The organism is Streptomyces sp. NBC_01549 (assembly GCF_026339955.1).
GTDB lineage: Bacteria > Actinomycetota > Actinomycetes > Streptomycetales > Streptomycetaceae > Streptomyces.
Window position 1 is genome coordinate 4,789,983 of record NZ_JAPEPW010000001.1, and the last position, 14,172, is coordinate 4,804,154.

Here is a 14,172-nt window from a genome sequence, read left to right on the forward strand (position 1 = left end):
CAGGAACTGATGTCGCGCATCACTTGCCTGGAGCCCCGCCGTGTTGAACGCTGCGGTCGTCTCTGGCTGCTCTCAGACGGTCCAAGAGGCTAGAGGCCGAGGCCGGCCAGCAGATCCGTCAGCCGTTCAAGAGCGGCCCGGGCCTGATTGCGGGAACGACACATCACCACGGCATCGTCGGCGTAACGGACCAGGACTCCGTGCTTGCGCACGTCCCAAGCCCGATCGATCCGATGCAGATAGACGTTGCAGAGCAACGGCGAGACCACCCCACCCTGGGCAGCCCCCTGTCCGCTTTGTGCACCACTCCGTTCTCTGGTACCCCGGCGCCGCCAGAAGTTGTGCACCAGGTGGTTACGCCGTTCCAGGCTCCTGGTCAGGTCGTCAACAACCTCCGGGTGGGCGTTGGTGTGGGGCTGGGCGCGCTTGATGAGCTTGCCCATCATTGTCCTTGAAGCCCTGAGTCCAGGGGGCGCGAATGAGCCGTTCCCCCTTCTCTCTCGCCGTGATGAGCTTCGTGAGCGCGAGGGTGTTGACGAGAGAGTGTTCGAGGCGGTTGGCCTTGTAGATGGCCAGCCCGAAGAGGGCGTACAGGGTCTTCTCGCCCGTGCCGTTGTCGTACTGGTCGTCCGGCTCCGGCTCCTCGCGCCAGGTCGGCTCATGCCTGACCACGTACAGTCCGTCCATGCTTCAGTGTGCTGAAAGGGGGCAGACCAACTCATACCTAATTTTCGGGACTTGGCCACCGCACGCCGCGCGGTTGCGAACGCCAGCCCCGGCGGTCTCACGAGGAGCCGCCAGGTGGGACCGGGCCGGGGTGGCACCCGGAGGGACGGGCTACTCCACGAAGTACGAGTCGTGCTCGTCGAGGAAGCTGGCTCGCTCCTCATCCGTGGCATGGGCCAGCTGTGACAGTCCCTCGAAGTACTTCTCACGCGGTGCGCCCGGTGCGAAGAGCAGCAGCATTTGAGCCGGCGCGTCGGAGTCGTTGCGGTAGGCGTGAAGTCCACCCTGCGGCACGTGCAAGAAGTCGCCCTTCTGCGCGTCGACCCACTCCTCGCCGTTGAAAAGGCGAACGGTTCCGTCGAGGATGAAGAACGACTCCGAGATGGACCGATGGAAATGCGTCTTGGGGCCGCCTGCCTTCGGACTCATCTCGACTCGGTAGAGTCCGAACTCGCCTCGTGTGGTGGCCGTGGTCGCCAGATAATGGATGGCGTCCTTGCCGGGTCTTCGAATTTAGTGGGGGTGCGGCGGTGACGGCCTGACGTTCAGTCACCGAGCGTGATGGGCCTGGGGTGTGGGTGGCCTGGACGCAAGGAGCCCGCGGGTCTTCGTGATCATGGTTGTTGTCTAGGCAACCGATCATGAAGAACCCACGGGCTTGAGCATCGACGATACCGGGACCAACGAGGCTGCGACGCGACTGCTTGGGCTGGAGGGGGTGAGTGTGACGCAGGTCAAGGACGACAAGGCAGGCGGATCGACGGTATACGTCGTGACGAACGAGGAGTCCGCGAGGGCCTGCCCCTCGTGCGGGGTTTTCTCCACCCGGCTGAAGGACTACCGCACCACCGCCCCCAGACACCTGTCCTGCGGCGGGCGCCCGGTGAGTATCCGGTGGCGCAAGGCACGCTGGCACTGCACCGAACTCGACTGCGACCGCCGCTCGTTCACCGAGTCCATAGGCCAGGTACCCGCGCGGATGCGTACGACCGGGGCGCTTCGGCGGGCGGCCGGGGCCGCGGTGTGTGACGGCGGGCGATCGGTGGTGCAGGCCGGCCGGGATCTGGGCCTGTCCTGGCCGATCGTGCAGCACTGCTTCGAGGACTACGCCGCGAAGGTCCTGCCCGAGGAGCCGCCGGTGACCGAGGCGATCGGGATCGACGAGACCCGGCGGGGTAAGCCGGTGTGGGAGCAGAACCCGGACACGGAGAAGTGGGAGCTGGTCGCGGACGCCTGGCACATCGGCTTCGTCGACGCGATCGGCGGGCGCGGCCTGTTCGGCCAGGTCGAGGGCCGCAACTCCGCCTCCGTCGCCGACTGGCTGACGGCCCGGCCCGCCGCCTGGCGCGAGCAGGTCCGCTACGTCGCCATCGACCTGTGCTCCACCTTCCGCGCCGCCGTCCACCGTGCCCTGCCGCACGCGGCGGTGGTCGTGGACTGCTTCCACATCGTGCAACTCGCCCAGCGCCACCTCGCCGACCTGCGCCGACGCCTCACCTGGAAACAGCACGGCCGCCGGGCCCGCAAGGGCGACAGCATCTACAGCGTCCGCAAGCTCCTGCGCCGCAACAAGGAAGACCTCACCGACGAACAACGCGAGCTCCTCAAGACCGAGTTGGAGTACATGGGGACCTACGGCCGACAGATCTATGCGGCCTGGCAGGGCAAGGAACTCCTGCGCGACCTCCTGGGCCTGACCGTCACCCGCAGGCACGTCACCCCCGACCACTCCGCGATCTCCACCGCCCGCCACCGCTTCTTCGCCCACGTCGCCGACCACGCTCACCTGCCCGAACTCGTCACCCTCGCCGAGACCATCGAGCAGTGGTGGGACGGCATCGAGACCTACCTGACCACCGGGATCACCAACGCCGCCTCGGAGGGCAACAACCGCCTCATCAAGCTCGAAGCGCGTAACGCCTTCGGCTTCCGCAACCGAGCGAACCAACGCCTCCGCTCACGCTGCGCAACCACCCGGCGAAGCCGACGGGAGGCACACCCCCACTAAATTCGAAGACCCTCCTTGCCGGCCTCGCCGAGATTGGGTCCGGTGCTCTCCGGACGGAAATTCGCGCTGATCTCGCCGCCATTTCCGAAATGCACCTGCTTCGGGTACGACATGTACACCATTCCCTACGTATGCTTGACGCAACGATGCATTGAGGGGGGGCGTGTGCAGGCCACCCCTTACAGGGTAGACCGGGTACGACCATCGTGTGTGACACATCGCATCACCGCAGTTCCAGGATCTCGCGCGCAGCCGCTTGTGCCGCCGTGTAGGCGGTCGTCGCCGGCACCTGTCACAAATACTGTGTGACACATCGCATCACCGCAGTTCGCGGACCTGCGGGACGCGAGACTTTCAGAAGTGGAACTTGCAGAGGCATATCTGTTGAAGACGAATCTCAACGGAGCATACCTCGACAAGGCAGAGGCCACAAAGGCGAGACTGTTTATGGCGGATCTTGCGCTAAGGGCTGTCCCGTAATCCCCGGTGGATCAGCGCGCGGCGTCAGATGCGGTGCATCGCAAGGCGGAGGGTCGTCCTCATACTGGGCGTATTCGGGCGATCCGACAACGCGGCGAGGTGCCGTAGCTGTCGTCATGCGCCCGCCGGGGATTACGGGACAGCCCTTAGCGTTCGCTTCAGAGGCGTGCCTCAGAGAGGCGGTGCTTGAAAGGACCAACCTCTATGGCGCTTACCTCTGGGGAGCGGACTGGGCCACATCACCGACTGGGGGTCTTCAGCAACGGCGCGGTTGCACGTCCCGGCGAGGCTGCGAATTTCGGGCGGACCCTTGGCGAAGGCGACCGGAGCGGCCAGACCCATGTGGGTCAACTCATGTGCGGCGCACTCCAGTTCGCGGATGGGACGGCCGGTCCAGCGGGCGATGGCGAAGCCGACGACGGGGCCGTCAGGGCGACGAGGCCCCCGAGCGCGAGCAGCAGCCACACGTGGTGGACGCGCTCGTGCACCGTCCGCGTCGGCACCGTGAGTCGTACGGCGCCCTGTTGGACCGCGCCGTGCCGCACCGGGGCGGCGACCGACAGATACTGCACGCCGCCGTTCGTGCAGGTGCGCACGTCCACGGTTGCCGCGCCCCGCAGCGCGTCCGCGATCCCCGGGTGGGAGGCCGGCTCGCGGGACTTCTCCTCGGACAGGGTGCGAGGAGGCGAGCAGCCCGCCGGAGGTGTCGACGATCACCACCTCGCCGCCGATGCGCCGGGCGCAGTGGGCGGCGCGACCCGGCAGGTCCTGATCGGCACGGCCCGCGTCCATGGACAGCGAGGCGTACGCGGACACCGACTCGGCCTCGTCCTCCGTTGCTGCTCGCGTATGCACTCGGGGTGCTGGTCGTCGCCGCCGTGGGCGCGTTGCCGCTTGTGGGGCGGAGGGTTGATCCCGAGTTGATCAGGTGAGACTGAGCGTACGGTGAGCGTACGGTGAGTGACGGACAGTGGTTGAGAGGGGTCTGGGTATGACTGCGTGGAATGTGAGTGATATTCCTGATCAGCGTGGCCGCACGGCCGTCGTCACCGGGGCCAATAGTGGGATCGGGTTCGTCACGGCGCGTGAGCTGGCGCGGCGGGGGGCGCGGGTCGTGCTCGCCTGTCGGAGCGAGGTGCGGGGGAGTGAGGCGGGGGACCGGATCGTCTCCGAAGTTCCGGGTGCGGACGTGGAGTTCGTACGGCTGGACCTCGGGGATCTCGACTCCGTGGCGGAGTTCGCGGCGATGTTCGACCTTGTGTATGGCGAGCGGCTTGATGTGCTGGTCAACAACGCCGGCGTCATGGCTCTGCCGTTCGCGCGTACCTCCGATGGGTTCGAGACCCAGTTCGGGGTCAATCATCTGGGGCACTTCGCGCTCACAGGGCTGCTGCTTCCCGCGCTGCTCGCCACCCCGGGCGCACGCGTCGTGACCGTGTCGAGCATGTTCCACGTGCTCGCCAATATCGACATCCGTGACCTCAACAGCGAGCGCGGCGGGTATCGGCGCTGGGTCGCCTACGGGCGGTCCAAGAGCGCCAATCTTCTGTTCACCCATGAGTTGGCGCGGCGGCTGACCGGTGTCGGGTCCGATGTCGTCGCTGCCGCCGCTCATCCCGGGTACGCCTCCACCAACCTCCAGACCGCCGGGCCGAAGCTCGCGGGGCGCAAGGGTGCCGAGCGGGTCATGGAGATCGGGAACCGGCTCCTCGCGCAGAGCCCGGACGCCGGGGCGCTGCCCACGCTGTACGCCGCCACCGCGCCCGGCGTACGGCCCGACTCGTTCACCGGGCCTTCGTTCGCGATGTGGCGCGGCGCGCCCGCGAGCTCCTGGCGGGCCGGGTGGACGCGCAACGACACCGCCGGCGAACGCCTCTGGAGCGCCTCCGAGCAGCTCACCGGTGTGACTTACGAGGCTCTGAATTGACTGCTCCCCTCCCTGAAAGGAGAAGGAGGGGGTGGCGGAGTCAACCGGTTGATGCAACACCTGCCGCGAGCCTATCAGCGGGAGTTTCGAACCCGAGGGTCTGCCGGGGGCGGGTGTTCAGCTTGAGGGCGACGGCATCCAACTCGGCCTGGGAGTATCCGGACAGGTCGGTTCCCTTGGGAAAGTACTGGCGGAGGAGTCTATTGGTGTTCTCATTCGATCCCCGCTGCCAGGGGCTTTTCGGATCGGCGCAGTAGACCTTGACGTCGGTGGCCATCGTGAACCGCTTGTGGTCGGCCAGCTCAGTACCCCGGTGCCAGGTCAGTGAAGTCATCAACCCATCGGGCAGATAACGGACTTGATGACTCAGTGCGGAGATCACACTGGTGGTGTCCTTGCCTGCGACCCGGACGAGCATGACGTAGCGGGAGTGCCGTTCGACCAGTGTCGCGATATGACTGTTCTTCGCACCGGTGATCAGTCGGGTAGCGGGGACGCATTACTGCGTCCCCGCCCCCTCAGAACCGTGCAAGCAGCTATTCACCGCACACGGCTCAAGCAAGTCCCGGAGGCTCGCTGGCAGGCAAAAGTGCTGGTCTCGTCATCGCAGCGGCTCCATTCCGCCGTTGACAATGGGTGTGGAGGAGACGGAGTCGTTGACCGTCCGGCGTGCTCCAGTTCCGGAAGGCGATGTATTGCTTGGAGATCGCCTTCCGGATGACAACCCGCCACGCTTCCCATTCTCCTGGGCTTTGCGGCGGGTGGTCGGCGTGCAGCAGGAGCCCTCCGCAGATCGAGCAACGGCCGTGCTGTGCCTGTAGTAGACGCACGGTCATAGCATCGACTGGTAAAGGGGTTCCTTTGCGGCGACGCTGAGCCCAATAGGATTCCAGAGCAGGGTCGTCCGGGGACGCCTTCCCCTTGACTAACTGGTGCCGGACTATCTTCGTCCAGGAGAACTTGAGCAGGTAGGCGCCGCTGTCGCGGTCACCGAACACCCACCGGTCGTTCCTGGACTTGTTGAACCGGCCGAAGTACTTGTCGGATATCCAGTGCTTCGGCTTGTTCGGATGGCTGTGTTTGGCCCACTTGTAGGCGAGCTTCCACATGTGATTGTCCAGCGCCGTGAAGATCTCGCTGGACACCACCGTCCGGTAATAGGCTGACCAACCCCGCACGATCGGGTTGATCTTCTTGAGTACCGCACCGGCGTTGGCCCCTCGCAGGGCCACCATTTCGGTGCTGAGCCGTTCCCGGATCCGTCTCTGAGCCGCTCTGCTCGGCTTGATCAGCAGTTTGCCGTGATAGCGGCGGACGTTGAACCCCAGGAAGTCGAACCCGCTCTCCGCGTGGACGATTCGTGTCTTGTCCTCGTGGAAGGCGAGTCCCCTGGGCGTCAGCCATGCAGCCAGCCGTTCCTTGACCTGTTCGGCCTGTTCACGACTGGTGCACATCGCGACAAAATCATCTGCGTACCGCACCAGCACGGGGCTGCCGCTCTGTGCACTCCCGACATCTCTGCCGGTGGTGTAATAGCGGACCCCTGCGGCTTCCTCCATCCCGTGCAGGGCCACGTTGAAGAGCAACGGGCTGATCACCCCACCCTGCGGAGTTCCCTCCTCGGTCGGGGCGAACCGACCGCGATTCACAACCCCGGCCTTCAGCCACTGACGGACCAGTCCCCGGGCGGGGAAGGTGCCGAGAGCGGCCATGAGCCGATCATGGTCGATGCGGTCGAACGCCGCCGTCAGGTCTGCGTCGAGTACCCACGCACGCTGCGGGTTCTTCCCGTTGAGCGTGGAGTAGATGGCCCCGATCGCGTCGTGACAGCCGCGGCCGGGCCGAAAGCCGTACGACTTCGGCTCGAACCGCGCTTCCCACTCGGGCTCCAATGCTCCCAATGCCACAGTTTGCAGACACCGGTCAACAATCACGGGAATTCCGAGTCCGCGCTTCTTCATGGTCCCCGGTTTGGGGATAAACACCCGCTTGACGGGCTTGGGAATCCACGGTCGGGCGCGATGCTGGACCCATTTGACCAATGCGGCCTTGGACTGGGAAAGCAACACGACTTTTCCGTCGACTCCCGCCGTCGCGCGTCCAGCATTGATCTCCGTGACCCGTCGCACGCTCAGGAGCGTGTTCGAGCGGGACCGGAGCATCAGCTTCTGCAAATTGCGGACCTTCTTCAGGTCCCCTGCCTGCGATGCCGTGAAGATTCTCTGCCGCAGACGCCGTACGTCCTCCTCGACCCGCCGCCAGTCAATCGACGCCCAGTCCAAGTCTTCGCCCTCGGGTCCGTTCACCGGCACAGAAGCAGTCGGAAGGGCCGAGGCCGGTTCGTCCGCTATCTGCATTGTGTCCAACTTGCCCCTCGGTTCCGTCGTCGTCGTTCAGTGATTCTCCACAGGCTCACCCGGCCCACGTCAGCACCCTTTCGGGTCCGGGCAGTTCACCCGTATCCGGACGGTTGTGCGGGGCGACCGGCGGAGAGTCCGATCGTCCGCCCCGGGTTCCCGATTCCTTTCGGCTTCCGGCATTGGCTTCTTGGGCCGTCCTGTTCCCGCTGGGGAGTTGAGCCTTCCTTACGGTCGGCTGACCAAGCCAAAAAAAGGCCCGGACCCCAACGGGGTTTCCACGTTCCACACGAATGAGATACGACCGGGGTGGGTGCTCCCTTTACCCCGAGGCGACGGTGTCTACCTGGCCGGAGTGACCTCTACCGGCCAGCGCCTGCCGCTTCTCAACGGCTAGCCATACACCCCACTCACACATTCCATCGGCAGGGCTTGGGATCACGAGGCATCATCGGGAGTTCATGTACTTCACCCGTCCGGTCTTCCCCTTGCCGGTAACTCCCGGATGGAACGGAAGTCCTTGGGCTTTCCCCTGAGCTTCGCACCACGCCGTTACCGGCATCGCACGTCAAGGGTGGGGACGGGTCATACGGACACGGACCCGTGACTGCACCTACAGCTTCATCAACTGCCTCTCCAATCGGTCAGTCCACTCAAATTCGTGCAACTTCGTGTCGCACGGTCGCCTTCCCAGTGGCCGGGAACAGCCCGGTCCTCGGCCTCGGCCGGACGCTCGCGGATGGAGACCGCGTCACGGATGCAGCCGCGCTGCTGACCTGCGGTGGAGGCGTTCTTCGAGCGGCGCATCGTGCGTCGGCGGCGCAGATGGGAGACGAGCTCCTTCTTCAGTACGCCTCGAGCCTGGATGAACAGGCTCTTGTAGATCGTCTCGTGAGACACGTACATACCGTCCTTGGGCGCGAACGTGCGGGCGAGCCAGCCTGCGATCTGACGCGGCGACCAGTCCTCCTTCAGCTTGCCCGCGACCGTGTCCCGCAGGGCCGGACTCTGTTGCAGCAGACAGGACTTCGGGCGCCGGGCATTGCCCCAGGCCCTCTCGTCCGCGCGAGCGGCCCGGTACTTCTCACGCCCGCCGTGACGCCCCACCTCGCGGCTGATCGCACGATCCCACCCGCCAAATGCAGGCGACCGTCTTTCAGCCGGAACCCGCGCCGGGTGTAGTTCAGCGTCGGCTCCGCCTCACGCTTCTTCTTCCACCCCGGCATACCGGCCCTCTGCCGCTGCGGCAGCCGGTCCTTGATGTCCTTCTGCGCCTTCGCACGCGCCTTGCCGAAGTCCCGGATGATCTGCTGCTGCGGAACCGACGAGCCCTCCCGCAGCCACGGCGTACGCTCCCGCGCCTGGGTCAGCATCCTGTCGAGCTGCGCCGGGCCACAGGTCCGCTTCTGTCCCGTGGCCTTGTTGTGCAGGTGGACTGCCTTGGACTTGGCGACGCACTCGTTCCAGATCCACCGGCACCGTGCCCACTCCGCCTCCAGCGCCGTACGGGCGCTCGACGACGCGCGAAGCCGGTACGTGTACCGGGCGCGCCCGGCCCCGTCGGCTTCACTTAGCGTCGTCATGATGCCACCGTAGCGTCATGATTCGTTTCTCACTCCGGATCCCGGCAGACCTACACGAACGGGTGACCGCCCGCGCCACCGCGGACCGGCGGTCCCTCAACTCGGAGATCCTCCACCTCCTGGAGGTCGCCCTCGCCGCTCCCCGGACGGACGCCGGACCGCCCGGCGGCGATCCGGCTTCCCCTGCCCCGCCCCGCGGGAACTCCCCTTCTTGACCGGTCGGTTCTATTGACCGGTGGGCGCGAGGAGGTTCCGGTCACCCCGGGCGTCAGGAAGTCCGGACCTCGTACGTCGTCACCCGTACCGTCTCGTCGTCCAGGCATCGGCCCGACTCCAGGTCGAACCGCTGCTTCAGCAGGGGCGAGGCCACGAACGGGCGGCCCTGGTGGGAGCCGATCAGGCCGCGGGAGAGGACCGCCGCGCCGCTGAACGGGTCGCGGTTGTCGATGGCGTACATCCGGCCCACGCGGTCGAGGAAGACGGCCGCCTGGCCGCCGTCCGGGAGCAGGGCGGCGACTCCGCGGCCCGGTGTCAGTGCGGACAGGTCACAGAGGGCCAACCAGGTGTCGCCCAGCCGGAGTTGGACCTTGAGGGCGATCGTCTCGGGTGCCAGGGTCATCGCTGGGCACTTCCTTCCAGGGCTTCCATGGTGTCCAGGGCTTCCAGGGGGCGGCGGCCGATGCTCAGCAGCGGCAGGTCCGGCTTGATCTGGTCGCGCTCGGGGACGAAGCCGACGACCGGGTCGGGGGTGTCCGGGGCGTTGACGAACGACACGAACCGGGACAGCTTCTCGGGGTCGTTGATGGTCTCGGCCCACTCGTCGCGGTAGGCGGCGACATGCGCGGTCATCAGTGACTCCAGTTCCTCGCAGATACCGAGCGAGTCCTCCACGACCACGTCGCGTACGTGGTCCAGGCCGCCGGGAATCCGCTCCAGCCAGGTCGATGTGCGCTCCAGGCGGTCCGCCGTGCGGATGTAGAACATCAGGAACCGGTCGATCAGGCGGACGAGTTCGGCGTCGGAGAGGTCCTGTGCGAGCAGGTCCGCGTGGCGCGGGGTGGCGCCGCCGTTGCCGCCGACGTACAGGTTCCAGCCGCTCGCGGTGGCGATCACGCCGAAGTCCTTGGACTGGGCCTCGGCGCACTCGCGGGCGCACCCGGAGACCGCCGACTTGAGCTTGTGCGGGGAGCGCAGACCCCGGTAGCGCAGCTCCAGGTCGATCGCCATGCGGACGGAGTCCTGGACGCCGTAGCGGCACCAGGTCTGGCCGACACAGGATTTGACGGTCCGCAGGGCCTTTCCGTACGCGTGCCCGGACTCGAATCCCGCGTCCACCAACCTCGCCCAGATGAGAGGGAGTTGTTCCACGCGTGCGCCGAAGAGGTCGATGCGCTGGCCGCCCGTGATCTTCGTGTAGAGGCCGAAGTCCCGGGCCACCTCGCCGATCACGATCAGCTTCTCGGGGGTGATCTCGCCGCCGGGGATGCGCGGCACGATCGAGTACGAGCCGTTCTTCTGGAGGTTGGCGAGGAAATGGTCGTTGGTGTCCTGGAGGGCGGCCTGCTCGCCGTCCAGGACATAGCCGCTGGCGCCGATGGCCGGGGCGAGGGAGGCGATGATCGAGGCTACGGTCGGCTTGCAGGTCTCGCAGCCCTCGCCGCCCCGGGCGCCCTCACGGCCGTAGCGGTCCAGCAGGACGCGGTACGAGGGGATGCGCAGCGCGAGGGCGATCTCGTACAGCTCCTCGCGGGTCTGGGAGAAGCAGCCGCACAGGCCGTGGTCGACCTCTACGCCGCTCGCCTCCAGTTCCTCGTTGACGAGCTGGCCGAGGACCTTGACGCAACTCCCGCAGCCTGTGCCTGCCTTGGTGCACTTCTTGACCTCGGGCACGGTGGCGCAGGAGTGCTCGGTGACCGCGCCGCGGATGGTGCCCTTGGTGACGTTGTGGCATGAGCAGATGACCGCGGAGTCGGGGAGCGCGGAGGGGCCGAGGGCGACCGGGGCGCCCGCGCCCGCCGGGAGCACCAGCTGCTCGGGGGCGATCGGAGGCACGGAGCCGGTGAAGGCCCGCAGGGTGCCGTACGCCTCCGCGTCGCCGACCAGGATGCCGCCGAGCAGTTCGCCGTCGCGGCCGATGACCAGCTTCTTGTACGTGCCCGAGCGCGAGTCGGAGTAGACGACGTCGAGGCAGTCGGCGCCGGTGCCGTGCGCGTCGCCGAAGGAGGCGACGTCGACGCCGAGCAACTTCAGCTTCGTGGACAGGTCGGCGCCCGTGAAGCTGGCCTCGTCCGCGGCGATCGTCGCGGCGGCCGTCTCGGCCATCTCGTAGCCGGGCGCGACCAGGCCGTACACCCGGCCGTCCGAGGCGAGGGCGCACTCGCCGATCGCGAACACGCGCGGGTCCGAGGTGCGGCACTGGTCGTCGACCGTGATGCCGCCGCGCTCGCCGACCGTGAGCCCGGTGTCGCGGGCGAGCTGGTCGCGCGGGCGGACGCCGGCCGAGAACACCACCAGGTCCGTGAGGAGTTCGGAGCCGTCGGAGAGCTTCATCCCGGTCACGGCGCCGTCGTCGCCCGTGACGATCTCCTGGGTGCCCGTGCCGGTGTGCACGCTCAGGCCCATGTCCTGGATGGTGCGCAGGAGTGCCGCGCCACCGCCCTCGTCGACCTGGACCGGCATCAGACGCGGCGCGAACTCCACGATGTGCGTGGCCAGTCCGAGCCCCTTCAGCGCGCCCGCCGCCTCGAGCCCGAGCAGGCCGCCGCCGACCACCGCACCGGTCGTCGCCCGCGCCTTCGCGTACTCCTCGATGGCGAGCAGGTCCTCGATCGTGCGGTAGACGAAGCAGCCCTCGGCGTCCTTGCCGGGAACCGGCGGCACGAAGGGGTACGAGCCGGTGGCCAGGACCAGGGTGTCGTACGTGATGACCAGACCTGAGCGAGCCGTGACCTGCCTGGCGTCCCGGTCGATCGTCTCGGCCGGGTCGCCGAGGCGCAGTTCGATGCCGTGCTCGGCGATGAACGCGGCGTCGGTGAGGGAGAGCTCCTCCGGAGTGCGGCCCGAGAAGTACGAGGTGAGCTGGACGCGGTCGTACGCCGGGCGCGGCTCCTCGCACAGCACGACCACCCGGTGCGTGGCGGTCAGGCCGCGCTCGGCCAGCGCTTCGAGGAAGCGCTGGCCGACCATGCCATGGCCGACGAGCACGATGGTGTGCGCGCTGCCGTCGGTGGCGTTCGCCGCCGCCGTCATCGTCGTGTCCGTGGACATTTAGGAGCCTCCGTCGTTGGTGAGCAGGTGGAGCAGCGGGGCGCTGTCCGCGGGGGAGCGGTGCGGTTCCCTCCCGGGCCGAGGGCGAGGGCGAGCCGGGTCAGGGAGCGGGCGCGTTCGAGGTCATGCACCGCAGCCTGCGACGCCGGTGTTACCCGGTCGCATCACGGCTGTTTCTCGGGGGGAACGCTGCCCTCAGCGGGAGCGGCGCCCGGTTGTGAGGGTTTGGTGGGGTGATCCGAACCCCGGGACCCCGGGCCCTGGGCCGAACCGCGGAAGACGCCGAACCTCAGAAGACGCTCAGGCTTCACACCATCCATGGACGGCACATCTACCCCGTCACATAGGGTCGCGATCATGCCCGACATATCGCTGACCACCGTCGTTGTGCTCTGCCTCGCCTCCCTCGCGGCGGGCTGGATCGACGCCGTGGTGGGCGGTGGCGGGCTCCTGCTGCTCCCCGCGATGCTGCTCGGGCTGCCGGGCGGCACACCGGCGGCGTACGCGCTCGGGACGAACAAGGCGGTCGCGATCGTCGGGACGACGGGTGCGGCGGTGACGTACGCGCGCAAGGCGCCGGTGGATGTGCGGCTGGCCGTACGGATCGGGCTCGCGGCGCTGACCGGCTCCACGGCGGGCGCCTTCGTGGCCGCCGGGATGAGCACGGACGTGCTGAAGCCGGTGGTCATGGTGGTGCTGCTCGGCGTCGGGACCTTCGTCATGCTGCGGCCCGCCTTCGGTACGGCGCCCTCGACCGAGCCGGTCTCCCCGCGGCGCGTGCTGGCCGCGATCGGGCTCGCGGGGCTCGGGATCGGCTTCTACGACGGGCTCATCGGCCCCGGCACAGGTACGTTCCTGGTGCTGGCGCTGACCGCGCTGCTCCACTTCGACCTGGTGACCGCCTCCGCCACAGCGAAGATCGTCAACTGCTGCACCAACGCGGGCGCCCTCGCGACCTTCGCCTGGAAGGGCACGGTGTACTGGCAACTGGCCGCGCTGATGGCCGTGTTCAACCTGGTGGGCGGCACTGTGGGGGCGCACACCGCGCTCAAGAAGGGCAGCGGGTTCGTCCGGGTGGTGCTGCTGACGGTGGTCTTCGCGCTGGTGGCGAATCTGGCGTACCAGCAGTGGATCGCGTAGGCGCCGAGCCGCGCCGGTCAGCGGCTGCCGGTGAGATGGGCGAAGACGACCACGTTCCCCTGGTAGCCGGTGGCCTTCGAGTAGTCGCCGCCGCAGGTGATGACGCGCAGTTCGGGGCGGGACGCGGCGCCGTACACCTTCTCGTCCGGGAAGTCGCGGGCGGCGTACACCTCGACGGCGTCGACGGTGAACAGCGCGGTGCCGCCGTCGCGGCGTGACACCTCGATGGCGCTGCCCTTCTTGAGGGCGCCGAGGTTGTAGAAGACGGCGGGGCCCTTGGCGTTGTCGACGTGGCCCGCGACGATCGCGGTGCCCCGTTCGCCGGGGGTGATGCCGGCCTGGTACCAGCCCGCGAGGTTCTTCTGCTCGGCGGGCGGGACGTCCAGGCTGCCCTGCGGGGTGAGGCCCAGGCCCATCAGAGGGGCGTTCACTCCGATGGCGGGTATGCGGATGCGCTCGGGCGGGGAGTGGCGGAGCGCGGGGGCGCCCTGCCGGCGGGCGTCGTCGGTGCCCGCCTGAGCGGCGGAGGGCTGGGGTGGCGGGTGGACCTGGGTGCCGTTGTGCAGCAGCCAGATGCCTGAGCAGAGGGCGACCACGGTGACGGAAGCTATCGCGGTGTTGCTGACCCGGCGCATGTGAGCCTCCTCTCGGGGTCAGGGTTTGTTCGGTTGTGGTCGTGACGGT

13 protein-coding genes and 3 pseudogenes are annotated in these 14,172 nt (G+C 67.6%); 5 read left to right on the top strand and 11 right to left on the bottom strand.

Annotated elements, in window-relative coordinates:
- Positions 1 to 89: 89 nt before the first annotated feature.
- From OG819_RS21240 to OG819_RS21250, 3 genes and pseudogenes are all read right to left on the bottom strand, one after another.
- A complete protein-coding gene (locus OG819_RS21240) occupies positions 90 to 443 on the bottom strand; it encodes a reverse transcriptase domain-containing protein (RefSeq protein ID WP_266650845.1) in 354 nt (117 codons plus the stop codon).
- A complete protein-coding gene (locus OG819_RS21245) occupies positions 385 to 687 on the bottom strand; it encodes a hypothetical protein (RefSeq protein WP_266650846.1) in 303 nt (100 codons plus the stop codon). The genes OG819_RS21240 and OG819_RS21245 overlap by 59 nt, the downstream gene beginning before the upstream one ends.
- Positions 688 to 837: 150 nt before the next feature.
- Positions 838 to 1,227 (bottom strand): annotated as a pseudogene (locus OG819_RS21250) (cupin domain-containing protein); the annotation flags it as partial.
- A 157-nt stretch (positions 1,228 to 1,384) separates the two neighbouring features.
- Here OG819_RS21250 and OG819_RS21255 point away from each other — a divergent pair.
- Positions 1,385 to 2,734 carry an ISL3 family transposase gene (locus OG819_RS21255; RefSeq protein ID WP_266647383.1) on the top strand — a complete coding sequence of 450 codons (1,350 nt, stop codon included), beginning with the start codon at positions 1,385 to 1,387 and terminating at the stop codon, positions 2,732 to 2,734.
- A gap of 336 nt (positions 2,735 to 3,070) precedes the next feature.
- Positions 3,071 to 3,214, top strand: coding sequence for a pentapeptide repeat-containing protein (locus tag OG819_RS59105; protein ID WP_353963255.1), 144 nt, complete (start codon positions 3,071 to 3,073; stop codon positions 3,212 to 3,214).
- 347 nt (positions 3,215 to 3,561) lie between these two features.
- Here the strand turns inward: OG819_RS59105 and OG819_RS21260 are convergent, their stop codons facing one another.
- Positions 3,562 to 3,816, bottom strand: coding sequence for a hypothetical protein (locus OG819_RS21260; RefSeq protein WP_266624606.1), 255 nt, complete (start codon positions 3,814 to 3,816; stop codon positions 3,562 to 3,564).
- 389 nt (positions 3,817 to 4,205) lie between these two features.
- Between OG819_RS21260 and OG819_RS21265 the strand changes: the two genes are divergently transcribed.
- Positions 4,206 to 5,141, top strand: a complete 936-nt coding sequence (locus OG819_RS21265) for an oxidoreductase (protein WP_266624605.1) — start codon at positions 4,206 to 4,208, stop codon at positions 5,139 to 5,141.
- Positions 5,142 to 5,181: 40 nt separating this feature from the next.
- Here the strand turns inward: OG819_RS21265 and OG819_RS21270 are convergent.
- The 4 genes and pseudogenes from OG819_RS21270 to OG819_RS21285 form a co-directional block, all read right to left on the bottom strand.
- Positions 5,182 to 5,622, bottom strand: a pseudogene (locus tag OG819_RS21270) (IS30 family transposase); the annotation flags it as partial.
- Positions 5,623 to 5,695: 73 nt separating this feature from the next.
- Positions 5,696 to 7,498: a group II intron reverse transcriptase/maturase gene (ltrA, locus tag OG819_RS21275; protein ID WP_266647716.1), complete on the bottom strand. Its 1,803-nt coding sequence runs from the start codon at positions 7,496 to 7,498 to the stop codon at positions 5,696 to 5,698.
- A gap of 624 nt (positions 7,499 to 8,122) precedes the next feature.
- Positions 8,123 to 8,605, bottom strand: a complete 483-nt coding sequence (locus OG819_RS21280; protein ID WP_266650847.1) for an IS30 family transposase — start codon at positions 8,603 to 8,605, stop codon at positions 8,123 to 8,125.
- 14 nt (positions 8,606 to 8,619) lie between these two features.
- Positions 8,620 to 9,081, bottom strand: a pseudogene (locus OG819_RS21285) (RNA-guided endonuclease TnpB family protein); the annotation flags it as partial.
- A 17-nt stretch (positions 9,082 to 9,098) separates the two neighbouring features.
- On the opposite strand from OG819_RS21285, the gene OG819_RS58605 reads away from it, so the two are divergent.
- A complete protein-coding gene (locus OG819_RS58605) occupies positions 9,099 to 9,296 on the top strand; it encodes an Arc family DNA-binding protein (RefSeq protein ID WP_323138124.1) in 198 nt (65 codons plus the stop codon).
- Between the two features lie 53 nt (positions 9,297 to 9,349).
- Here OG819_RS58605 and nirD read toward each other — a convergent pair whose 3' ends face one another.
- Entirely contained in the window at positions 9,350 to 9,700 is a 351-nt protein-coding gene (nirD, locus tag OG819_RS21295) for a nitrite reductase small subunit NirD (RefSeq protein WP_266414114.1), read from the bottom strand.
- Positions 9,697 to 12,348, bottom strand: coding sequence for a nitrite reductase large subunit NirB (nirB, locus tag OG819_RS21300; protein WP_266624603.1), 2,652 nt, complete (start codon positions 12,346 to 12,348; stop codon positions 9,697 to 9,699). The genes nirD and nirB overlap by 4 nt, the downstream gene beginning before the upstream one ends.
- A 357-nt stretch (positions 12,349 to 12,705) precedes the next feature.
- On the opposite strand from nirB, the gene OG819_RS21305 reads away from it, so the two are divergent.
- Positions 12,706 to 13,488, top strand: coding sequence for a TSUP family transporter (locus OG819_RS21305; protein ID WP_266414116.1), 783 nt, complete (start codon positions 12,706 to 12,708; stop codon positions 13,486 to 13,488).
- A gap of 17 nt (positions 13,489 to 13,505) precedes the next feature.
- Here the strand turns inward: OG819_RS21305 and OG819_RS21310 are convergent, their stop codons facing one another.
- Positions 13,506 to 14,123, bottom strand: coding sequence for a class F sortase (locus tag OG819_RS21310; RefSeq protein ID WP_266624602.1), 618 nt, complete (start codon positions 14,121 to 14,123; stop codon positions 13,506 to 13,508).
- Positions 14,124 to 14,172: the final 49 nt, after the last annotated feature.

What these genes read in the sequence shown, in the direction of transcription:
- OG819_RS21265 (WP_266624605.1), top strand. Translation starts at nt 4,206, where the DNA reads ATGACTGCGTGGAATGTGAGTGATATTCCTGATCAGCGTGGCCGCACG.
- OG819_RS21305 (WP_266414116.1), top strand. Translation starts at nt 12,706, where the DNA reads ATGCCCGACATATCGCTGACCACCGTCGTTGTGCTCTGCCTCGCCTCC.
- OG819_RS21245 (WP_266650846.1), bottom strand. Translation starts at nt 687, where the DNA reads ATGGACGGACTGTACGTGGTCAGGCATGAGCCGACCTGGCGCGAGGAG.
- nirB (WP_266624603.1), bottom strand. Translation starts at nt 12,348, where the DNA reads ATGTCCACGGACACGACGATGACGGCGGCGGCGAACGCCACCGACGGC.
- ltrA (WP_266647716.1), bottom strand. Translation starts at nt 7,498, where the DNA reads ATGCAGATAGCGGACGAACCGGCCTCGGCCCTTCCGACTGCTTCTGTG.
- OG819_RS21240 (WP_266650845.1), bottom strand. Translation starts at nt 443, where the DNA reads ATGGGCAAGCTCATCAAGCGCGCCCAGCCCCACACCAACGCCCACCCG.
- OG819_RS21310 (WP_266624602.1), bottom strand. Translation starts at nt 14,123, where the DNA reads ATGCGCCGGGTCAGCAACACCGCGATAGCTTCCGTCACCGTGGTCGCC.
- nirD (WP_266414114.1), bottom strand. Translation starts at nt 9,700, where the DNA reads ATGACCCTGGCACCCGAGACGATCGCCCTCAAGGTCCAACTCCGGCTG.
- OG819_RS58605 (WP_323138124.1), top strand. Translation starts at nt 9,099, where the DNA reads ATGATTCGTTTCTCACTCCGGATCCCGGCAGACCTACACGAACGGGTG.